The organism is Psychroserpens citreus (genome assembly GCF_055686305.1).
The window spans coordinates 1,878,801-1,902,343 of the sequence record NZ_CM145999.1 but is presented as its reverse complement, the minus strand read 5'-3'; the positions used below and the strand labels follow the sequence as shown (position 1 = coordinate 1,902,343).

Here is a 23,543-nt window from a genome sequence, read left to right as displayed (position 1 = left end):
TCAAGATAATTCTGGATCTTGAATGGCGTCTGGGTCATCATTATCAAATGCTTCATAATCATCTTCATCATAATTTTTCATAGTAACAGCAAGTTTAGTACTTACTTTTACCAAATACTTAGTATCATCTGTAGTAACCTCAACAGCTTCAATAATTTCATTTTTAGCATTAGTAAATGAAATGATATGTCCATCGTCATAACCATAAGGATACTTTTCAACTAACATGGCTAAAATTTCTGGTGTTAACTTCTTGAAGTCAACTATAACGCGTTTCAAATTGTCCCTTTTGTTCATAATTTACATCTAGGAATTACTAATTAATCGTTATTTAAATTTAACAAAAAAAAATGAGTGACATCACATTTTTAGAATTACACATCAAAAAAATAAGATTAGTCTATCTCAAAATTTTAAAATCCTTGCTATTAAAAACGTTAATATCACTGTATTTCAAGCTTTTTAGGTTATAATTTATTAATTTAGACTTCGCTCGATAAAGGTACACGTTCACTAACCAAAATGATACGTTACCTAAAGGGTCTTTGAATCTTAAATGATCTATAATTAGATTTGAGAAAACATTTATAATTATGAAAACACAAATTAAATTTTCGCTGAAACACATCAGCATTGTTGCTATTATACTAATGGCATTAATAGCATACAATCCGTTGTATGCTCAGTCAAACTCAACTTCTACAAGTCAATCTGAAGAGATTACAGTTAAAGGAAGTGTTAATGATGAAAATGGTCCATTATTGGGTGCTAGTATTACACTAAAAAACAGCAAAGTAGGTACCGTTTCTGATGAGAATGGTGCCTTTACATTTCCTAAGACATTAAAGTCTGGTGATGTTCTTGTATTTAGTTTCTTAGGCTACGAAATGAAAGAAGTAAAAATCAAAAGCAATACAACGTTTTTAAAAGTAATTTTAGAAACTGATCTTGTTGAAATTTTGGGAGCTTTAGAATCTAATACACCATACAAATCAAAACGTTCCAATTAAAGAAGTTAACCTTATTTACATGAGATTAATAAGGTACATAGCTCTCTTCGTCTTTGCATTCCAATCTAATGCTCAGATTTCCGATTTTGATACTATCAATTTCCATAAGGCTGATAGCATTGCGTTGGCATGCAAAAATGAAGGACTAGACAATTTACCTGAGCTTTCTTATAAGCTCACAACCTCTCTAAACACAGATGTTGAGCGCTTTAGAGCCATTTACATGTGGGTTTGCACTAATATTACAAACGACTACGGTCTATATTCACGAAACATGAAACGTCGTGAAAGGTATAGACATGACAGTCTTAAGCTTAAACAATGGAATGAAGCTATTACAAAAGACATTTTTCGTAAACTTTTAAAGCATAAAAAAACCATATGTACAGGTTATGCTTATATCTTAAAAGAATTATCTACGTTAGCAAATATAAACTGTAAAATTGTTCATGGATATGGTCGTACAAGTACTACCAATTTAGATGAGCTTAAGTCTCCTAATCATTCATGGAATGCTGTGGAGCTTAACGGTAAATGGTATTTGAGTGACCCAACTTGGGCCAGCGGCTTAGAAAACCCCGTTTCTAAGCGAAGAAAACTCGATTACATTAAAGGCTTCTTTTTAGCAAATCCAAAACTTTTTGCAATCAACCACTTTCCGATAGAAAAAAAATGGATGTTATTGCAATCTGATCAAGCACCTTCTTTTGAAACCTTTATGGAGGCACCTGTGATTTATGGTAAAGCATATAGGAATTTAGCAATGCATAGCGCTCCTAAAAAAATGCATAATCTCATTAATAAATATCAAAAAGTCACTTTCCAATATCGACTTCTCAACTCAATTACAAAAGAAGATATCAAACTACTTATCGATGATGGTTTTGATAGTAAAAAAATACGACCAGAAACCATTACAATTGAAGAGCAATTACTAACTTTAGAACACCAATTCAATTATGGCGGGTTTTATGATGTACACTTGTTTATAGGTGATGATTTGGTATCTACATACACCTTTAAAGTGAAAAGTTAAATATGAAAAATTATTACATTGTTATTTCAGTTTTTATGATGGTTCTCATGCTATTTGGATGTAATTCAAAACCTGATACTACTAAAAAAAACACGCAAAATCAAATAGAAAAAAGACATATTGTAGACATGGTAACAACGCACGGAACCATGACTATAGAACTCTACAATGAAACGCCATTACATCGTGATAATTTCATAAAATTAATTCAAGACAAAGCCTACGACAGTTTATTATTTCATCGTGTTATTGAAAATTTCATGATACAAGGTGGAGACCCAGAGAGTAAACATGCAGAACCAGAAACCTTATTAGGCGAAGGTGATTTAGATTATGTTGTAGCAGCAGAATTTAGACCAGAACTGTTTCATAAAAAAGGGGCTTTAGCAACTGCAAGGGAAGAAAGTCCAAGTCGAGGCTCTAGCGCCATGCAATTCTTTCTAGTACAAGGAAAGATATTTAATGATAGTCTTTTAGATTATGCCGAAACTAGAATAAATTCATACTTGGCTAGACATTATGTGATTAATGATTCTGCTCACAAATCGCTATGGGACAATTTCTATAAAGCCACAGAAGCTAACAATGAAGATTTAACAACCATACTTAACGATAGTATAAATGCTTTAGCTGACAACTATACAAGCTTTGTACACTATAGAATTCCTGAGATACATCGTAAGGTTTATAAAACAATTGGAGGCACACCTCACCTAGATCAAAACTATACCGTCTTTGGTCAAGTGATTGAAGGCATAAACATTATTGATTCTATTGCTGCAGTAAAAACGAATGATATGGATCGTCCATTGTCAGATGTAAGAATTCTGTCTTTACATTTAAAGGACTAAACCCCTATAACATTTGTAAGGTATTTACCTCCTGTTGCGTTAAATGCTTCCAGTGACCACGAGGTAAATCTTTTTTAGTTAAATGTGCTATCTGAACACAGTCAACACGAATGATATCATACTTAAAATGATCAAATATGGTGTGTAGAATTGTATTCCCTGTATTTTTGATTTTAAGTCCGATTTTATTTTTCGCTTCTCCTTCTATATAACTCACCTCTTCAACAGAAATTAGCTTTCCTTGAATTTTAAATCCTTCTTGGATTTTTTTGAAATCGTCAAATTTTAAGTTTTTATCTAATTCAATTTCAAACAAACGCGCAACACCATTTTTGGAGTTCGTAAACTTCTTAACAACATCATCATCATTGGTAAACAATAACAATCCGGTTGAGTTTCGTCCTAAGCGACCAATAGGTTTAATACGACTATTAGTGGCATTAGCGACTAAATCCATTACAGTTCGCCCCTTACTTTCACTAGTTGTAGTAGCAAAACCTTTAGGCTTATTTAACAACACATATTCTTTTTTTTCTGGGTTAATTCGCGCTCCGTCAAAACGGACCTCATCAGTAAGTTTAACTTTATAACCCATTTCTGTAACCACCTTTCCATTAACGGTAACACTACCCACAGCAATATGCATATCGGCATCTCTTCGAGAGCAAATTCCAGAATTTGCGATATATTTATTTAATCTAATTTCATCAGCATTTGATGATTTAGTTGTCGAAGCTTGTTTTTTATTTGAATTAGTGCTTCCAGGAGCAGATTTTTTATTTTTAGCATACACTTCCTTACCCGACCTTTTATTAGTAGGTTTATGCTGTCTTCTATCCGAAGATTTCCCTTTTCCATTACGTCCTTGCTGTCTGCTCATGATAAACTAAATTTTGCGCAAAGATACCGCAACCTAAATTCAAAACCTATTTTGGTATTAAATTTGTAAATTGTATTGCATTTAGACTATAAATCAACAAGTTATGAGAAATTCTTTTGGGTTTATTATATTAATATTCTTTTTATCGTGTTCTTCGTCTGATGAGTCAAATACAGATCCCATAGATGATGAACCCATCGGGACTGATGTGACGTTGTCTTTTAAATGGGAAAAAGAAATGCCTACAATTTTACCGCAAGCTATAATATACGATGAATTTGACAGGCCCTATTTATACATGGCTTCTAAGAGTGGAGGATTATTAGTTTTAAATGACAACGATACCGAAGCGCCTACACAAATAGCTAATGTACCAATTTCAGAATTATATATGCTACATGCAATGAATGTTGTTCAAAAAGGCAACTATTTATATCTCGCATTAGGCGATTTTTTTGATGGCTTAAATGGTTCCAAAACTGGTTTAGCAATAGTAAATATTGAAAACCCAACAAATCCAATCGTGACAGCTAAATGGCAAAGTGATACTATTCTTGGTGGAAGTGCAGTTGTTGCTGTAGAAGGTAACTATGCTTATTTAGGTGCTATGGAATATGGCATTTTCATTTTTGATGTCTCGAACCCTACAGAAATTATAGAAGAATCAAACTATACTCCAGATGTAAACTATCCTGAAGAAAACCCTCAAGGTCCTCAAATACCTAATGCTCGTGGAATGATTGTTGTAGGTAACACTATGTATTTATGCTATGATGCTGGTGGCATACGAATAATTGATATTACCAATAAAGCAATACCTACTGAAATTGGAAGCTTTCATAATTTTGCATCAATTGAGAATACACCTAAAGCTTATAATAATATCATCATCAACGGAAATCTCGCTTATTGTGCGGTTGATTACTGTGGTTTTGAAATATGGGATATTTCTACTCTTGGGCAAGAAGAGCTTGTAGGATGGTGGAACCCTTGGGATTGTGACACCTTAGACAATTTATGGTTTAATAGTCCTGGACATACCAATCAAATGATATATGATGCTACAAATGAACTTATTTTTGTTAATTCAGGTCGAAGTGATTTATCTGTAATCGATGTGTCAAATCCTGAAAACCCAATTATAAAGCAGTCTTATGGAAATTTTGATGACACACTAGCTACTTGGGGAATGGGAATGCACAACAATGATATTTACCTCCTTTATATCGCAGCAGGAGTTCCATTATATAGCGACTGGTCTGGGTTAAAAAAACTCAACTGGGAATTTGAATAATCTATTCTTTATTGAATAATACAGTCGATTGTCGTTCACGATTTACCGATAACTGTGTTACATCTGGTCTAGAATAATGCCCTACAGGATCAAAGTTTTGTCGTTCTTCTAACACACGATTAAAATCAATGGTTTGATAAATTAAGCCTTCTTTGTGCAATACAGGTTCAACTATCCATTCACCATCAGGTCCTGCAATACAGCTTCCTCCATTAGCTAAGACTTTTGGTGCTTTTTCTAAAATATGATTTAAGTTTGGTGTATCCTTTGGAAAGTCATTTACAGTCATTAAGCTCGATACTGAAATCACAAAAGAACGTGATTCTCTTGCAATAAAACGTGTGATGTCCTTAGTGTTATGATCACTTCCTGGCCATACCGCAATATGCAAATTTTCACCTAATCCATAAAGTGCAGCTCTAGGTAAAGGCATCCAGTTTTCCCAACAATTTAATCCGCCAACGGTAAAGGCTTTAAGTGAGTGTACCTGTAAACCATTACCATCTCCTGGAGCCCAAGTGAGACGTTCATCATAAGTAGGCTGTAATTTTCTATGTATAGATTGAATATCACCTTGATTATCAATGTATACTAATGATGCATAAATACTATGTCCCCCACGATCTAAAGGACGTTCAATAATCCCTAAATAGATTGAGATATTATGTGTTTTGGCCAAGCTACAAACACCGTCTAAATCTCCTTTTTCTATGGTAATTGAATTAATCACATAATGCGCATGTAATTCCTTATTGATAGTGGTATTCCATTCTGCACCTCCAGTTAATGCTAACCAAAAAGGATACCCAGGCAGAAGACCTTCTCCAAAAACAATGAGCTCAGCCTGTTCTTTTCCTGCCTCAATGATTACTTTTTCAATTTTCTTAAGTGTTTCCGCTTTATTCAACCAAACGGGAGCAATTTGAGCTAAAGCTACTTTTAGCGTATGATTCATCTAGATTCGATTTAAAACAAGATTAACGTTAATAAGCACAATACTAAACACACCTGCAACAATGATAAATTTCAGAATATTATGCAATATGAGATAATGTGTTTTGGTATTAGATTTCCACAATAATAGTAGAAAAATAAAAAGCAACATTACAGAAAGATAGAAAAACAAGTACATATAACCGACATCAAAATGAGTAAGAAGCAAATACACAGGTATACTCGTTAAAACAATCAGTATTGACAGCATAATTTTTGAGGCTTTCTCTCCATAAACTATAGGTATTGTTTTATAGTTTAATAACAAATCTCCTTTCATGTTTTCTAAATCTTTTGTGAGTTCTCGCATAGAAATTATTAAAAACAAGAATACAGCGTGTACAAAAATGACCGATTCGAAGTTTTTATAATACAGAAAAATGGCAAAGAATGGCAATATTGTAAGTATAGCAGATGTAAGATTTCCAATAAATGGCAACTTCTTTAATTTGTGAGAATAGAACCAAATTCCGAAGATATAAAGTGAGAAAAATAATACAGCGTTAAACGATACATAACTTGCCATTATAACAGCTAAGAAGTTAAGTACAAAGTAAAATGAGAGTTTAGTGTTTTGACTTACTAATCGATCTAATTTAGATTTATTAGGCCGATTTATTAAATCTTTTTCTGAATCGTAAAAATTATTGATAATATAACCAGCAGCTATAGTAACTGCTGACGCCAAAACGAGCATTAAAAGATTAATATCAAAGAGAATGTACCTTAATGGTTTATCATGAGCAAGGATATAAACAGAAGTTAAATATTGCGCAATTACAACGATAAGAATATTATAACCACGAACAACAGAAAACATGCTGAAAAATTTCAACAAGATGTGTTTTTGTCTTCGTGAAAACATAAATGAAATTTTAGAAGTTATAAACGACTTCTAATTTATAATCTTTAAGCGATTGTTTGGCTGTATCTATATCTTCTGTAAAACCTAAGATGTAGCCACCACCACCAGAACCACACAACTTTAAATAGTATTCATTAGTTTCGATTCCTTTTTTCCATAATTCATGAAATTCTTTAGGAATCATCGGTTTAAAATGATTAAATACCACCTTAGATAATTGCTTTGTGTTTTTAAATAATGACTTCATATCACCTTTAAGAAAGTCATCTACACAAGCATCAGTATGCTTAATAAATTGATCTTTTAACATACTCCTAAAACCTTCTTGCTTCATATTTTCCATAAAAATACGAACCATAGGTGCCGTTTCTCCAATAATACCAGAGTCTAATAAAAAGACAGCGCCTTTGCCATCAGTCTGTTGTGCCGGAATCCCAGTTGCTTCAATATTATCTTTAGAATTAATTAAAATAGGAATACTTAAATAACTATTTAAAGGGTCTAGGCCTGACGATTTCCCATGAAAAAAAGATTCCATTTCAGAAAAAATAGTCTTAAGTTTTAATAACTTTTCTCTTGTTAAATTTTCTAGGACAGTAATTTTATCATGTGCATATTTATCATAAATAGCAGCAACTAAAGCACCACTACTTCCAACGCCATATCCCTGCGGAATTGAAGAATCAAAATACATACCCGCTTCAACATTTTTTGTTAATGTATCAATATCGAAAGTAACCAATTCATCATCTATATCCTTTAGATAAGACACAAACTGCTGTAAACTTTCATTAGACTTTATGGCATCTTGTGACGGATTTTCATCTGTTTTTAAAGCACCGTTGTAAAAGTTATAAGGGATAGATAAGCCTTTAGAATCTTTGATAATTCCATACTCACCAAAAAGTAAAATTTTTGAGTAAAAAAGTGGTCCTTTCATGTATTTTGAGCAATTTCCTTTAACAAATATACGTATTATTATTCTATTTGGTTCGCGCCAAAGCCAATTTGATCATTGATATAATGTTCATTTTGACAAAAGCCAACTAATTCATTTTTAATAAATTCCATCACCTTATCCTTTTCACTTTCTGGATATAACACATGAACATTAGCTCCAGCATCTAGAGTAAAACACACTTTTGATTTGGTTGCCTTTCGATAAGACCAAATTTTATTAATGATTTCTAATGTATTAGGTTTCATCAAAATAAAATATGGCATACTAGTCATCATCATTGCATGCAAGGTCAAGGCCTCACTTTCAACAATCTCAATAAAGGCCTCCAAATCTCCTGATTCAAAAATTGAAATTAGTTTCGACATATGCTCATGTGCTTGTTCAAAACGACGTTTAGCATAAGGATGACCATGCATCAAATTGTGACCAACAGTGCTACTAACCTGTTTCTCTCCTTTATCTACTAGAAGAATAGTGTCCTGATAATTTTTAAAGTTTTGATGAACTTCAAAAGGAAATTTTACGCCATAAAGATCAGAGCTATTATCAATTTCCTGATGCGTTCCCCAAACAATTACATCACCTTCAATACTTCGACATGCGCTTCCAGAGCCTAATCGTGCTAAAAATGATGCCTTTCTATAAAATTCAGCATCAGAGATTTCCGCATCACTCAACAATCGCTCTATACTCATTAAACATAATGCTAAAGCACTCATCCCAGATGCAGATGAGGCAATTCCTGAGCTATGTGGAAATGTATTTGACGTTTCAATTTTAAAATGATAAGCTTTTAAAAAAGGTATATACTCTTCAATACGATTGAAAAACGTTTCTATTTTTGGTTTAAAACCATCTTTTTGTTCTCCATCTAAAAACACTTCGAAAGAAAAGTCATTTGAGTTTTCTTTTTTAGTAAAATAAAGTATTGTTGTCGTTTTACAATAATCTAATGTGAAACTGATTGATGGATTTTCTGGGATTTGGTCTTTCTTTTTTCCCCAATATTTAACCAATGCAATATTACTTGGAGACGACCAAGCTACTTGCCCATTATCTAAAGTAGTCGCATAGGGTTTAGCAATAAACTGTTGTTTTGTCATAGGATAAATTATGCTGCAAAAATAAGAAATATCTCAAGGTCTTTTTAGTTTACTGAAGACATATCTAGCAATTTTACCATCGTTTTATAATTTCTAGACGTTGCTCTAATCTTCAATTTTTTTTCAAACATATTCATATTAAATTTAGAGTTTCCATAACCTACAGATGAATATAGATACAAGCAATCTTCAACAATTTGAAATTCTTCATTATCATAAGTGATTTGTTTCACCAAATCAAGTGATTCTGCGCTAGGTATATCACTTAATAGTAAAAAATAACTATTCTTTTTTTTCTCTTCGGAAAATGGACAGTTATCAAAATTAAGCAGTAATTCATGTCTTGTTCTAGAGATAACTGGAACTTCAAACCCAAAATGAGATAAGATAACATCATGGATTTTATCTTCGACAAATCGCTTAGTTTCTAAAGATTGTAAAATAATATTTCCGCTTTGAATATATGTACTCACATTATTAAACCCAACATTAGTTAACAACTCTCGTAACTCAGCCATAGGCATTTTTTTATGTCCACCAACATTAATTCCTCTTAATAGTACGATATAAGTATTCATGATTTTGACATGTATTTAGCTGCAATATAAGCTCCAGACCAAGCATTCTGAAAATTAAACCCACCCGTTACTGCATCAATATTTAATATTTCACCAGCTAAAAATAAATTTTTATATAATTTACTCTCAAAGGTCTTAAAATTAACTTCTTTAAGATGTATCCCACCAGCAGTCACAAACTCTTCTTTAAAGGTACTTTTACCAGACACATGGAACACTGCTTTAGTGAGTTGTTTAGCTAATTGCTCCAACTGAAATTTATTAAGGTCTGCCCAGCGCGTATCTTCATGTATTTCTGAAGCAATTATAAGTTTCTGCCACAAGCGTTTAGGTAGCTCAAATTGTGCTAATTTAAGAACCGTTTTTCTTGCGAATTCTTGTTTAAGTTGTTTTAGAGAATCAAGACAGTCTTCAAAAGATTGCCTTATAAAGTTAACTTCAATATCGAAGTTATAGTTTCGTTTGGCGAGCTCAATTGCTCCAAATGCAGATAACTTTAAAATAGCTGGAGCACTCATACCTACATGTGTAATCAATAAAGGCCCTTCACTCCACAAATCTGAATCAACCACAGAAACTTCAACATTTTTAGCGACTACACCAGGAATTCCTTTTATTCGTTTATCCTTGATATCGAAGGTAAATAATGACGGGACTGGTTTCGATATTGTGTGCCCTAAATCTTCCAATAATTGCCAGACTTTTGGATTACTTCCAGTAGCTACAAGTAATTTATTACATGTAAAGTGTTCTTGAGAGGTTTCAATTTTAAACATAGTTAAAGATACTTCTACTGCGCTCAGCATGACATCATCATTTTGAATGGGTTGAAAAGCTCTTACAGAATGATTATATAACACTTGGATATTATGTTTTTCGACTTCGTTTAAAAAACAATCGATAATAGTTTGAGACGAATTCGTAACTGGAAACATGCGTCCATCGTCTTCAATTTTTAATACTACACCTCTTTCTTCAAACCAAGCAATCGTGTCACCAGTCATAAATTGATGAAACGGACCTAATAGTTCTTTTTCTCCTCTAGGGTAGTTAAGTACTAATTCTGAAGGAATAAACTCAGCATGGGTTACATTACATCGACCACCACCAGAAATTTTCACTTTTTGAAGCCCAGTTTTCCCACGTTCAAGTATGGCTATATTAAGGTTCGGATTTTGCTCGGCACAATTAATGGCAGCAAAAAAACCAGCAGCTCCCCCTCCAACAATAATAACATCATAATGTTTCATAATCTATCTGGGTTATCTGAAATGATACCATCAACGCCATAATCTTTCATTCGTCTAATGGTAGCTTCATCATTAACAGTCCAAGTAATAACTTTATACCCTTCATTTTGTGCTAATTTAACATTATCCTGAGTTAGTAAAGCGACATTAGGATGAATAGCATAAGCGTTTATGGTTTTAGCAAATTCTATGGCATCAGTTACACTTGCTTTTGTTAATACGGCACATTTCAAGTTGGGCAGTAAGTTAAACACCGTTTCTAGCTCATGTTGCTGAAAACTTGAAATTATAAAATTATTAAAAGTCCACCCGTTATTATCAATATAGTCTTTAATAACATTACAAGTTTCTTCTGCAGTTCCTTTGCCTTTAAGTTCAATATTTAGCATACATTTTTGATTAATAACATCTATCACTTCTTGAAGTGTTGGGATTTCAAATTGATGGTTTACTTTCAAAGTCTTTAAACTTGTCAATGTGTGTTTTGAAACCTCACCTGAACCGTCAGTCATTCGATCAAGTGTGAAGTCATGAAATACGACTAATTCTCCTGAAGCACATTTGTGCACATCTATTTCAATACCATCAACTCCAATTTCTAAAGCTTTTTTGACAGATTCAATTGTATTTTCTGCAGCATAAGCTTTAGCTCCTCGATGACCAATTTTCAAAGGGTTTTTCATACGATATAAAAGTATAAATTTCAGTTTAAGATCATACAACAAATAAAGATTTATAATATCTTTAATGATTTAGATTTCGTTTTCTATTGAAAAATGATATGTATACATGAAATTAATTATTATGAAGTTTAGATTAACATTAATTTGTCTTACTTTTTTTCTAATCGCCTCATGCCAAACTGGGAAGCTCAATGTCATAGCCGATTTACCATCTGATTTAAAAGAAACATCAGCGATAGAAAAAACGTTCCATCCAACTATCTTATGGGTCATTGAAGACGCTGGCAACAAGAATAATTTGTACGGCTTAGATAAAAAAGGCAACATTATCAAAGATATTGTTATTGATAATATTCAAAATATAGATTGGGAAGATTTGACTTCAGATGATGACGGAAACATTTATATTGGAGATTTTGGAAACAATTCAAAAAAACGCAAGAATTTTGCAATTTACAAAGTATCCAATCCGAGCAAAGTTGGCAATTCTACTCATGCAGAAGTTATAACCTTTACTTTACCAAAAGACATGAAATCTGAGGATTTTGAGTCGTTCTTTGTTTATCATGAATTCTTTTATATGTTCAGTAAGAATCATAAAAAATGTAAACTAATTAGAGTTCCAAATCAAATTGGAGATCATGTAGCCACTTTCATTTCTGAAATCAAGCTCAAAGGAAAAAACACCAAAGTTACTTCAGCAGATATAAGTAAAGATGGCAAGACTGTAGTTCTATTAAATCACGACAGATTATGGAAATTAACTGGGTTTAGTGCTGATGATTTTTTCAATGGAACCATTGAAGCCATTACATTTGAACATGATTCACAAAAAGAAGGCATTAATTTCATAGGAAAAAATGATCTTTTAATAACCGATGAAAAAACTAAACATGAAGGTGGAAATGTATACCAATTTAAAATAAATTAGTCATCAATTTTAGTATTATGCTGAATATACTTTCCAACTATTATTGCCGTTACAATCACTAAATAGAATTGCCCCATTAAGCCTGTTAAGATTGCAGCCTTTTGAGCGATTGGTGTTATTGGAACAATTTCGCCATATCCAATAGTCATTAATGTAATATATGAATAATACATAATAGCATCTAATCCAATGGCGGATTGACTAGCATCTATTACAATACCTTTGAATGAATTAGGATCTACTAACTCGATGGTTGTAAACATAAAAAAGGCCAAAAAACCTAATGAAATGTAACCACTCATCAATCCTATAACTACTAAATTATTAACCCGTTTTGCCTTCCAAATCTGCAATATAATTCGGTAAGTAACTAAAAGATAAAACACGAAATAAACACTCAGTCTTATTAAAAAATTCTCTTGAAAATCAGCTTTCCTGCTCAACATACTACCTCCAAAAACAACAAGAGATATTACAAATAGAATAATAATAAACCACATCAGTTTCTTCTTTTTTGAAACCAATAGAATACCAGAGAGAGTATTAATTAAAAACAAAACTGGGATAAGTTTGTTTTCAAAAAAATCACTAGGAAATAACAAGGATCCAAACAAAATAAACAATTGTGTAGCAAAAAATATTTCAAATCTATGCTTATATAACTCTTTATACATTACTCTTCTAATAATGTTTCATTAAACTCATAGGCCGTATAATTTACCTTAAAAAGCACACTGTACAATGAAGGAATAAATAATAAGGTAATTACAGTCCCAAATAAAAGTCCAACCATTATTCCTATAGCCATCCCTTCCCACATCTCTCCTCCAGAGATATATAATGGGATGAGTCCAAGTACTGTTGTAAATGTGGCTAACAATATGGGTCTAAAACGTTGCAAGCAAGCAGCAATGACAGCATCATGTTCGGATCGACCTAAATCTCGTTGTTCTACTTCCATACGATCAATAAGAACAATTGCATTATTAATTACAATTCCAGCAAGTGAAATAACTCCTAAAAATGGCATAAATCCAAAGGCTTCTCCAAAAACCAACAGACCAATAACGACACCAATAATACCCAATGGAATAGTAAGTACAACCATGGTCATTTTCCTAACTGAATTGAATTGTATGATGAGAAGGAGTACAATAATAAAACCTGATACTGGTAAATAGCCTATAACAGACCCCATACTTTCAGCAGTTTGTTTAGCATCACCTCCAAACTCAAAACGGTAATCTTGAGGCCAGGAATTTTGTTGCTCAACTAACCAAGGTGTGATTTCGGCTGTAATTGCAGAAGCGTTTCCTGTAGCTCTTAATTCGCTAGTTACATTAACTGTACGACGTAAATCAAATCGTTTAATTTTTGAATATTGCCATTGAGGTATAATTGAGGCTACTTGAAGTAGCGGTACACTTTTACCTGTATTTTGAGAATAAATATTTAAAGTTTCTAACGAACCTAAAGTTTGTTGCTGATTCACATCACTTCGCATTAAAATAGGAATGGATTTATCATCTTCCCTATATTCACCAGTTTGAAAACCATCTAATACTGTTTGTAAAGAAGTCGCAATATCTTGACTAGAAATTCCTGCTGTCTGTGCTCTATTTTGATCGATTTCAATCAAAAACTTCTTACTCTTTGGTCCCCAATCATCTTTTACATTTTTAGTTCCTGAAATTGTAGACAACTTTAGCTTAATGGCTTCAGCAATTAAAGATAATTCATCAGGATCTTGACCAGACACTTTAATTTCAATAGGAGTTCCACCGCCTCCAGAACCTAAAGCTCCTACTTTGATATCTGCATTAGGAAAATTATTGAAGGTGAAATTATCCAGCCTTTCAATCATTGCGTTATTTTCATTAAATGAAGAGGTGTTTACAAGGATATGCGCATAATTAGAATTGGCCTCATCAGGAGAATAACCAAGATCATAAGACTCTGGGCCTTCACCTATATAAGATGACCAATCAGATATTCCACTGATACGTTCACTATTAACCTGAAGTGAATCTGCCATATATTTTTCGATACGTTGCACAACTTCAGTAGTTCTCTCTATTTTATTCCCCTCTGGCAAATTGATATCTATTGTTATCATATTTCGGTCACTATCAGGAAAGAAAATAAACGGGATTTTAGTAAAGCCATATAAAGACGCAAAGAATATTAAGAAAATACCAATAATGACTTTCCATTTATTAGTCAATGCTATTAAAATCAAGTCTTTATAATACGATTTAAGTGTATTAATTATTCTATCTATTAAACTCGGTTTTCGTTCTGATTTTGGCTTCACCTTCAAAAACAGGTAACAGAATAATGTAATTACAGTTAAAGCAATAAGCCACGAGGACATCAAAGCAATAGTAATAACAACAAATATTGGCCCAACAATATCTCCCATAGTTGTAGGCGACAAATAAAATGCTAAAAATGCGGCAGACGTGGTTAAGGTAGATATTAATAAAGGCATCCATAATTCAGAAAAAGCATCAATTGTCGCTTTTTTCTTTTCGATCCCTTGTTCCATTTTTACCATAATGGTTTCTGCCACAACAATGGCGTTATCTACTAACATTCCGAGCGCCATGATTAGTGCAGCCAATGTCACCTGGTTTAATCCCATATCAATAAGTCCCATAATCATCAGGGTCATGATTGTAACAATTGGAATTAAACTTGCAATAACTAAACCTGTTCTTACACCTAAGAAAATGAGCATCACTAATAGCACAATAGCTATCGATTGCATCAGGTTTACAATAAAATCACTTACTTTAACATCAATGTAAGTGTCTAAAGAAGATACTCTGGTCAATTCTAAACCGACAGGTAGTTTTTGTTGCCATTCATCAACAACACGATTGACTTCTTCTCCTAAAGAAATGACATTAGCATTTTCTTTTAAATTAACATGAAGAGAAATAGCGTCCTTTCCATTAATACGAACTTTTTGAGTAGGAGGGTCAATATATCCCTTTTCAACTGTAGTAATATCTCCCAATTTCACAAGTTGAGTCCCCTCTGAATTACCAACTGAAATAAGCATATTTCTTATATCTTCAACTGAATTAAAATTTCCAGTTGGCTCAAGGATAATACGTTCATCTCCTAGATTAACTTGACCTCCAGAATTTAAAATATTAGTAGCTGAAATAGACTGTTGCAATTTAGATGCCGAAAGCCCATATTCTTTCAAACGCGTATTGTCAAACTCAACAAAAATTCGTTCTTCCTGATCACCACCTATTTCTACTTTGGCTGCATCAGATATCTTGATAAGTGCATCTTTAATATCATCGGCATAGGATTTCATTTCAGCATAAGAATACCCATCGGAAGTCAAGCCAACGACAATACCATACACATCTCCAATCCCATCATCTTTCAAAGCAGGATTAACCCCTTGCGGTAAGCCTCTAATATCATTTAATTTTCGTCTGAGTCGATCCCAAACGGCTTGCATTTTTTCTGGTCTAACCTCATCTTTAAGAGTGACATTTACCACAGATAATCCAGAACGCGATGTGCTAGCCACCTCCTTTAATTCAGGTAATTCTTGAGCGACTTTTTCAATTTTATCTGTTACTAGTTGTTCAACCCGTTCAGGTCCAGCGCCTGGAAATTGAGATACTACTGTTGCAACTCTCACCGTATACGGAGGCATACTATCTCGTGACAAACTAGAATACATCATCAAACCCATGAGAACAATGGTTCCCAAGACCATAAACGTAATTCTATTTTTTTCTATTGAAAATTGTGCTAAATTCATTTGGTTGGTTATTTCGAATTACTGAAGTCTAACTTCTTGACCATCTAATAAAGTTTGTAATCCAGCAGTAGCTATTTTTTGTCCAACATCCAAACCTGATGTAACTTCAAATCCTTCTACTGTTAAATCACCAACATCTATTTTCTGCTTTTTTACAGTTGTTATTTCACCTTCTGTTTCAACAAGAAACACAAAACGTCCATTACTATCTTCACCAACGGCATTTGAAGGAACAACAAGAACAGATTTAGCAGCATTTTTATCTCCAAAATCGAACGTCACGTTAGCAGCCATACCGCTCTTAATATCATCACTTGGATTAGCAACTGTAACCCTAACAGGATATGTTGCCGTGTTCCTATCTACAGCAGGAGCGACTTCTGTTACTTTAGCTTTGTACATTTGATTTAAAAGTGACGTGAAGCTAACATTAACCATCATATTTTCTTGAACTCCGTTAATTACACTTTCTGGTATACCTAATGTAATTTCCATATCACGACCAGCATTTAATACAGCAACGGCTTGACCAGGACTAACGTTTTCATCTATTTCTGAAGTAATCGCAGCAATAACTCCGTCTTCTGGCGCATACAAATATCCATATCGCACCTGTTCTTGCTGTATTGCTACACCACGCTTTGCAGCTTCGTGGCTTTGTTGGGCAGTTTTATAGGCATTCTTTGCTGATTCAAAATCACTTAATGATGAGCTCCCTTTCTCATAAAGAGAGCGCACTCTATTCAAAGCAAGTTTAGTAGTATTCATCTGTGAAGCCGCACTATTTAGTTCTGTAACAGCCTGCTCATACGATAATCGTGATTGTACATTATCAAGTTTAGCCAATAACTGTCCTTTTTTAACTTTTTGACCTAATTTAATGTCAAATTGAGTAATTATTCCTGTATTTCGAAAGCTCAGATTGATAATCTTATCTGTTTGTGCTGTTCCACTAAAAGTTCTAATCTTTCCACCACCTAGATAATTTACCTCTTGGTATTTTACAGGTCGAACGAATTTTTTTTCAACTGTTTTTTCTTCAGCACATGAAAACAGTACAATTAGAATAAAAAGGCAAAGGTTGGTGATATGTTTCATATGTTAGTTAATTTCTATTATTTAAAAACTCTAAAAAACGTTGATTAAATGCTGCGTTCTCGTCATCGGTATTTAACAAAAAATAATACCCTAAAAAGCGCTCTAATTGAAGTGCATTAATTAAATAGTTATATACAGCACTAACTCGAGCTAATCGTGCGTTAAGGTAATTATTCTGAGCATCAAGAAGCTGAACTATGTTCACGGCACCATTAGAATATGAAGTTTGAGTTAAATCGAGTGCCTCTTCAGCCGTTTCCTCCGACACTTTCGACAATTCTATATTAGATATTTGATTTACAAGATTCAATACAGAACTTCTAATATTAGCTGAAAGTGCCAATTCTGTATTCTCTTTATTAATATTTAACTGGTCTTTTTGAATAATTGCAGTTTGTTTGTTTATATTATTTTGATTGCTGTTAAATATAGGAATGGAAACATTTAGAGCCACACTATAATTATCATCTAACAAAGAAAACCCAGGAGCAGCAGTACTTCCAACCCCACTTCTATCAAATATTCTATTGTATTGTCCTTGCAATGCAAAGGTTGGTAAAAATCGTCCAGACCCATTTAATTTTATAGTTCTATCGGTCGCTTCTAAATTGTAATTCAAAGCTTTCAATTCTGGTGCATTTATAATCGACTCTTGAATCAAGAATTCTATAAACGGATCTCTTAAAGAAGGATCATCAAGCAAATCAATGAACTTGGTATAATCATAATTTTCTAAAAGACCTGCATCTAATTCTACATCTTCAATATCAATTTCGGTATTTACGGGATTATTTAACAGTTGATTTAAACTCACAAACCCTTGTTCTAATTGGTTAACAGCCTCTACCATAGACTGTGTGTTTTGAGCCATCTGACTACGAAAACGCAATACGTCTGTTTTACCAGATTCTCCAGCTTTAAAGTTTTGTTCAGCAATACGTAAATTACGCCTGGTAAGATCTAAATTACTAGCTTGTATTTGCAGGTTAGCTTTAAGAATAAGTGCATTAAAGTATACATTAGATGCATCAAATACTGTATTAAGTTGTTCAGCATTTAAGTTTTCTTGTTGCGCTTTTTGAAGGCTCTTCTGAATCGAAATGTTTGCATTAGCTGCTTCAGAAAATACTGTTTGTTGTAAAGTAATGTTTCCTGCTGTTTGAAACTCTGGGCTTTGACCATTGCTAATTTCAGCTAAATCAGGATCGGTATATGTTCCATTTGCAGCAGCAGTAAGATTTGGCAAATAATTACTTTTAGCAAACTTCACATCTTGCCTACTTAAATCCACGTCCTTTTGGATAGATTCTAAGGTCAAATTTTGCGCAATAACCGCATTAATATATTCTAATAAATTATATTGTTTTTCAGAAATTACATTTTTAAACTCACCAACAAAATCTGTATCATTTATTAAACTATATTTAATTGGAACTCCAACTAGTTCTGCCGTATTAAAATTCATGGTTAAACGCTCACTAGATTCTATTAAGACTGGCATATCTGACAATGGAGTTCCAGTAACATACCCTTCTACCGACAAGGCAATTCGACGAAAAAATTGGTCAAGATTATCTTCAGATTGATTAGTTGCTAAAAGACCATTCTCTACCTGTTTAATGCTATTTGCAGTAAAAGATGGTAGCTTTTTATCTATGAAGGTTTGCGCTAACTCTTTAACTTCTGTTTCTTTTAAAAAAAAGCCGCTTGCTAAATAGACTGCATCTACATCATTCAAATTTGAAGTGATGTCTGTGACAGATTTAAATGGAATTAGGGTGTATGTTGCGTCTAAGGCTTCAAACTCTTTATCAAATGTATCCTTAAGTGGTAGTAACTCGACCATATGATCTTCAACCAATATACCTAGATTCTTATAATTTGTGAGTTCTTTAAACTTAATAAAATCCTCATTGTAGGATTCCGATTCTATTAAATAGGTGAAGTTTTCAATTCCAGAGGTCTTTTTAGTTAAATCTATTGTGCTAAAATCTCTATTTACGGCTCCAAATAAAATAGTAGGTTTTTTATAAGAAGATTGTTTACTTACGATTTCATTATTAACAACGCCAAATGCAAGAATTATATCCGTATTATTAGAAACAAGCCTATTATAATTCTCTCTTGCTTTTTCAATACTGTAGTTATTGACAAGAATATTGTTTTCAGAAAAAATAATATTAGCATCTTCACCTACTACTGCAATAATTTGTTTTTGCATAGATTGGAGTAAAGGATTAATTTGCTCTGTACGGTTATCTAGCAAAATACCAATATGATAATCGCTTTTTTGTGCAAATAAAGAAATAGTTAGACAGAAGAAACAGAATAATACTAGTTGCTTTTTCATTTATGGTTGAGTTAATACCTAAAGTTACGAAAGATTTTATTTAATCTCTGAATAAAGTTAACTCTAAAACAAATCCTTATAAAATTTATATCATTAAGGCTTCTTGCTAAAACCCAAAACCAAGTTTGAATGCAATTCGCAACCCATCATCACTATTAAAAGCTGAAACATTCGCATTCATCATATTAGCCATATTTACAAAAAAACCTCCTCCAAAAGAGGTGTTCCAATTATTCTCATTAAAAGTACTATCAAAGACTAAACTATCATCAACCCATACTCGTCCATAATCTGCACCACCAAAAACACCAATACTAATAGGCAATAATCCTGTTTTTAAATCCATAAAATTCCATCGTATATCAGTAGATTGAACAAAAGCGCTTTTACCAGTAAAGCGTTCATTTCTGTATCCCCTTAATCCTGAATTAGCACCTAAGGTAGCCGCTTGATAAAATTCAAAATCATCACCCAAGTTGAAATGCCCTCTTAAATTTGTTGCCAAAACAATTTGACCGCTAGGAATCAATTTATAATCAAACCCTAATTCTGGAGTAATATAGGCAAATCCCTTACTTGTAGACACATTATTTTTATAACCAGCTTGCAAGCCTACTTGAACACCCAAAGTTGGAAACGCTTCATTATCCTTGTTTTCAAAAAAATATGACATATCAACACCATAAAAATCTTGTTTATCAAAAACATCGGCATTAACTGGTAATACATCAACACTATTATTAAATCCCAAAGCATCATCCAAAAAGCGTCCTTCAGTACGCTCGACTTCATTAGACTCGTAGAATACACCAACCTTAAACTCGCTTCCCAAATCTCCTCGCCATATAAGAGAAGGAGTAGCTCTAACCGTTCGAATTTTAACTCGATTATAATCTAGATCTACATCAAAGTCATCATCTTCATCAGCCTCTGGATTAGGAGTACTATTACCAAATCCAAAAAAGTTAACAGCATAATTAGGGCTATTAAAATGTATATTGAGTCCAAAATTTGCATTACCAATAACATTGGCGAATTCTCCATTATAAGTCAAATCAAAACCTTGGGTAGCAAAATAGTATCCCGCCGAAAATGTATGTTGAGATGTAAATGGGTTACGTTCAAAACCGTAAGCTGTATATGTATTGCTTACGCCAATTCTAAATCCGTCGTCAGGATTAGCTCCAAGTGTTGGAATAAATTGATTGGTATTATTCTTTAATTTTTTATAGTCATACACATTTGTATTGTAATCGTCTCTTAATTTGAGTTTTCCTTTTTTCGCTTGTGAGACATTATTAGGTTTACTTTTATAATCATATACTATTATTTTACCTCCATCAGGAATAATATAGCTATCATTATTTTGCCCACCAATGAGTCTAATCTTAATCTTATTATTCTTTCCTATTGCTTCGAACACATCATCATCATCCAAACCATATACCCAAATTTCTTTTGTGTGCTCTTTATCATATGTGCGTTCATGAAACACATCGCCTTTTTCTCCTTTTTTAATACGTTGTGCAGTGATTTTCACCTTTCCATCTGACAAACACTCTATGGTGAAATAATCATCTTTATTGGTCCCTTTAATTACCGCAAACGTGTTGATTAATTTAAAATAACGATCTGATATAGCTTGAAGATTACCTCGTCTAGCCTTTAATTTTCGTTTAATTTCAGTTAAGTTCTCATCTCTAACCTCTTCAGGAAAATTTAAAAAAGCCTTATCAATAATAGCGTCGGTAATTCCGTTTTGAAGCACCTTAACCTGTGCATCCCATACCGCTTTTTCAGAAGCTTGAATAAGTTCCATATCTAAAGGGTAAGGCTCTACGTTAACTCCTTTTACATCAACCAAATCATCATCATAATCACGAAGTAATCTTGCAGTAGGAATTACTGCTACTGCAGCACTAAGTAAAGCCCCATCAGACATGATAGAAAATGCTTGATCTCTATCTCTAGGTAAAGGACGATAGATTTTTTTTCCATTTTCTTTAAACTCAATCCAACGCCATTGATCTTGGTGTCTATCCCAATCACCAATAAGCATATCAAATAAACGTGCTTTAATATATGCGGTTTCATCAACAACAATATCTTCATCTTTATGAAGCTTCTTCATCATGTCATCTGTGCTTTCAATTTTATCTTGAAATCCAAAACTAGCTAAATCACTATGTCCTTCGGAAGTATGCTCTTCTATCATATACAACTCATCTCCAAACTCACTATTAAACTGTCCTAAAGCATTTTGTTTAGGTATATAATATAGTACTGGATTTGTATGATAAATTCCTACGGCATCAGACAAAGAACCAACTACAAAAGGCGCATAAGGATGAGATCCCGTAAAAACGTCAAGAATTAAATTTTCGGTACCTGTATCATCAAATTGACCTTCTATATATTGATCTTTAAACATAACAGCTTGCAAGTACTGCACTGCATTTTTACGAAGTGCTCGCATTACGTATTGTGCACCATTCTTATCTTCTAACCGAAGAGATTTGGATTGATTTCCTCCTCCTTTTCGAACCACTTTTAAGCCACCATACATTGTATCTAAATTTACAGTTGGCGCACTAACTTTGGTACTATATAATTTTCTATAACGATCTCCCCATAAAAATCTATGAGTTCCAGATTTATCGGTTTCTTCATCGGTATAGATAGATGCTGAAACTTCAGAAGGCCACGAACTAGGATATGTTTTTAAGGCTTTTGTTACGTTTGGCGGAAATACTTCTGTTTCATACACCACTTTATTATCTTTTGCCGAATAAAACCGCACATGCGATGATCCATCTTTAAAAACATCAAGTCTGGCAAACCCTAAAGTTCCAAACGAAAATTGTCCTCCTCCCACATTTCTTGTTGCAGATACTTTAGAGCCTGATCCACTCACAATTTGGTGAAGGTTATCTTCTATAAGGTATTGTAAACTATGTTCATGTCCTGAGACAAATACAACCTTCTTGTTTTCTTGTGATATGGTAACAATTCGTTTTTTTAATTCATTATACCTCTTATGCTGTAAATCAACATTTGCTATACCACTAGTTTTCCTGATTATATTTTTTAATGTTCCAAGAACAGGAAGTGGCGACATGTGACTTCCAAAAGAGAACTGTCCTCCATGAGAGCCGTTAGTATACATTGGATGATGCAATGCAACGATGGTTGTTTTACCTCGCGCTTTTTTGATGAGACTACTATACTCATCAAAAAAAGCATTTCTCGTCTTGATATCGCAATCATCATTGAGGGTAGGATGCTTATCCCAATTGGTAATATACCATTGACTATCGATTAATATTAATTCAATATCATCTGAAAGATGAATCTTTTCAATTGGGCAACCGTTCTCTGGTAAAAACGTGTTTTTTCCAATTTTATCTTCTATATATTTTTCTTGTCGCTTTAAACCCTTCAGCCCATCACTATACCAATCGTGATTTCCAGGAATAAAAATGGTTCTTCCTTTAAAATTTGAAACAGCATCGGTTTGAAGGTTTAATTGATATTCAGCAAATGCTCTATCTTCATTACTTTTTTCTGGCAATCCATTCTCATAAATATTATCCCCAAGAAAAATGGCAGTACTCTGATCTGAAGCTTTATTTAACTCTCTTTTAAAAAGCTCAATAGCTTTATTAGAATGATTAACGTCAGAATTCCCCGCATCACCTATTAAGTAAAATGAATGTTCTATATCCTTATTAGGAAAAATAGTTGAGCTATTCTCACTTTTATATTGTGCATTAAATGTCGCGCAAGCATTAAAAATTAAGCTTAATATAATTATAGTAATGAGTCGGTTGGAATTTTTCATTATTGAGCGTTTGTGTTATAAAGATA

19 protein-coding genes are annotated in these 23,543 nt (G+C 33.2%); 5 read left to right on the top strand and 14 right to left on the bottom strand.

Features of this window, described 5'->3' with window-relative positions; all coding sequences use genetic code 11:
* Complete coding sequence (locus ACTU6T_RS08510; RefSeq protein ID WP_460217785.1) at nt 1-297, bottom strand: hypothetical protein; 297 nt, start codon at nt 295-297, stop codon at nt 1-3.
* Nucleotides 298-593: 296 nt separating this feature from the next.
* Here ACTU6T_RS08510 and ACTU6T_RS08505 point away from each other — a divergent pair, with 296 nt between their 5' ends.
* Genes ACTU6T_RS08505 through ACTU6T_RS08495 form a run of 3 tightly spaced genes read left to right on the top strand, consistent with a single transcriptional unit; the run spans nt 594 to nt 2,897 of the window.
* Nucleotides 594-1,010 carry a carboxypeptidase-like regulatory domain-containing protein gene (locus ACTU6T_RS08505; protein ID WP_460217784.1) on the top strand — a complete coding sequence of 139 codons (417 nt, stop codon included), beginning with the start codon at nt 594-596 and terminating at the stop codon, nt 1,008-1,010.
* 19 nt (nt 1,011-1,029) lie between these two features.
* Nucleotides 1,030-2,046 (top strand): transglutaminase domain-containing protein, encoded by a 1,017-nt coding sequence (locus tag ACTU6T_RS08500; RefSeq protein ID WP_460217783.1) that lies wholly within the window; start codon nt 1,030-1,032, stop codon nt 2,044-2,046.
* A 2-nt stretch (nt 2,047-2,048) separates the two neighbouring features.
* Complete coding sequence (locus tag ACTU6T_RS08495; RefSeq protein ID WP_460217782.1) at nt 2,049-2,897, top strand: peptidylprolyl isomerase; 849 nt, start codon at nt 2,049-2,051, stop codon at nt 2,895-2,897.
* A 4-nt stretch (nt 2,898-2,901) separates the two neighbouring features.
* On the opposite strand, the gene ACTU6T_RS08490 is transcribed toward ACTU6T_RS08495, so the two are convergent.
* The gene (locus tag ACTU6T_RS08490; RefSeq protein WP_460217781.1) at nt 2,902-3,777 is read right to left on the bottom strand and encodes a pseudouridine synthase; all 876 of its coding nucleotides are present in this window, start codon (nt 3,775-3,777) and stop codon (nt 2,902-2,904) included.
* Nucleotides 3,778-3,880: 103 nt separating this feature from the next.
* Here ACTU6T_RS08490 and ACTU6T_RS08485 point away from each other — a divergent pair, with 103 nt between their 5' ends.
* Complete coding sequence (locus tag ACTU6T_RS08485) at nt 3,881-5,071, top strand: LVIVD repeat-containing protein (RefSeq protein WP_460217780.1); 1,191 nt, start codon at nt 3,881-3,883, stop codon at nt 5,069-5,071.
* A 1-nt stretch (nt 5,072) separates the two neighbouring features.
* Here ACTU6T_RS08485 and ACTU6T_RS08480 read toward each other — a convergent pair whose 3' ends face one another.
* Genes ACTU6T_RS08480 through ACTU6T_RS08450 form a run of 7 tightly spaced genes read right to left on the bottom strand, consistent with a single transcriptional unit; the run spans nt 5,073 to nt 11,504 of the window.
* Nucleotides 5,073-6,026 carry a carbon-nitrogen hydrolase family protein gene (locus ACTU6T_RS08480; protein WP_460217779.1) on the bottom strand — a complete coding sequence of 318 codons (954 nt, stop codon included), beginning with the start codon at nt 6,024-6,026 and terminating at the stop codon, nt 5,073-5,075.
* Nucleotides 6,027-6,929: a geranylgeranylglycerol-phosphate geranylgeranyltransferase gene (locus ACTU6T_RS08475; protein ID WP_460217778.1), complete on the bottom strand. Its 903-nt coding sequence runs from the start codon at nt 6,927-6,929 to the stop codon at nt 6,027-6,029.
* A gap of 10 nt (nt 6,930-6,939) precedes the next feature.
* Nucleotides 6,940-7,869 (bottom strand): mevalonate kinase family protein, encoded by a 930-nt coding sequence (locus ACTU6T_RS08470; protein ID WP_460217777.1) that lies wholly within the window; start codon nt 7,867-7,869, stop codon nt 6,940-6,942.
* Between the two features lie 38 nt (nt 7,870-7,907).
* Nucleotides 7,908-8,993 carry a diphosphomevalonate decarboxylase gene (locus tag ACTU6T_RS08465; RefSeq protein ID WP_460217776.1) on the bottom strand — a complete coding sequence of 362 codons (1,086 nt, stop codon included), beginning with the start codon at nt 8,991-8,993 and terminating at the stop codon, nt 7,908-7,910.
* Nucleotides 8,994-9,037: 44 nt separating this feature from the next.
* Entirely contained in the window at nt 9,038-9,571 is a 534-nt protein-coding gene (locus ACTU6T_RS08460; RefSeq protein WP_460217775.1) for a DUF1697 domain-containing protein, read from the bottom strand.
* Nucleotides 9,568-10,821: a BaiN/RdsA family NAD(P)/FAD-dependent oxidoreductase gene (locus ACTU6T_RS08455; protein ID WP_460217774.1), complete on the bottom strand. Its 1,254-nt coding sequence runs from the start codon at nt 10,819-10,821 to the stop codon at nt 9,568-9,570. Before ACTU6T_RS08455 ends, ACTU6T_RS08460 begins: the two co-directional genes overlap by 4 nt.
* Nucleotides 10,818-11,504 (bottom strand): glycerophosphodiester phosphodiesterase, encoded by a 687-nt coding sequence (locus ACTU6T_RS08450; protein ID WP_460217773.1) that lies wholly within the window; start codon nt 11,502-11,504, stop codon nt 10,818-10,820. The genes ACTU6T_RS08455 and ACTU6T_RS08450 overlap by 4 nt, the downstream gene beginning before the upstream one ends.
* A 106-nt stretch (nt 11,505-11,610) precedes the next feature.
* Here ACTU6T_RS08450 and ACTU6T_RS08445 point away from each other — a divergent pair, with 106 nt between their 5' ends.
* Nucleotides 11,611-12,435 (top strand): hypothetical protein, encoded by an 825-nt coding sequence (locus tag ACTU6T_RS08445; protein WP_460217772.1) that lies wholly within the window; start codon nt 11,611-11,613, stop codon nt 12,433-12,435.
* Here the strand turns inward: ACTU6T_RS08445 and ACTU6T_RS08440 are convergent.
* The 5 genes from ACTU6T_RS08440 to ACTU6T_RS08420 form a co-directional block, all read right to left on the bottom strand.
* Nucleotides 12,432-13,109, bottom strand: coding sequence for an ion channel (locus tag ACTU6T_RS08440; RefSeq protein ID WP_460217771.1), 678 nt, complete (start codon nt 13,107-13,109; stop codon nt 12,432-12,434). The two genes, ACTU6T_RS08445 and ACTU6T_RS08440, sit on opposite strands and share 4 nt — an antisense overlap.
* Nucleotides 13,109-16,228: an efflux RND transporter permease subunit gene (locus ACTU6T_RS08435; protein WP_460217770.1), complete on the bottom strand. Its 3,120-nt coding sequence runs from the start codon at nt 16,226-16,228 to the stop codon at nt 13,109-13,111. The genes ACTU6T_RS08440 and ACTU6T_RS08435 overlap by 1 nt, the downstream gene beginning before the upstream one ends.
* Nucleotides 16,229-16,246: 18 nt before the next feature.
* The gene (locus tag ACTU6T_RS08430; protein ID WP_460217769.1) at nt 16,247-17,326 is read right to left on the bottom strand and encodes an efflux RND transporter periplasmic adaptor subunit; all 1,080 of its coding nucleotides are present in this window, start codon (nt 17,324-17,326) and stop codon (nt 16,247-16,249) included.
* A gap of 7 nt (nt 17,327-17,333) precedes the next feature.
* Complete coding sequence (locus ACTU6T_RS08425) at nt 17,334-19,676, bottom strand: TolC family protein (RefSeq protein ID WP_460217768.1); 2,343 nt, start codon at nt 19,674-19,676, stop codon at nt 17,334-17,336.
* A gap of 106 nt (nt 19,677-19,782) precedes the next feature.
* On the bottom strand, nt 19,783-23,517 hold the full coding sequence (locus tag ACTU6T_RS08420) for a metallophosphoesterase (protein WP_460217767.1): 3,735 nt from the start codon (nt 23,515-23,517) through the stop codon (nt 19,783-19,785).
* Nucleotides 23,518-23,543 lie beyond the last annotated feature (26 nt).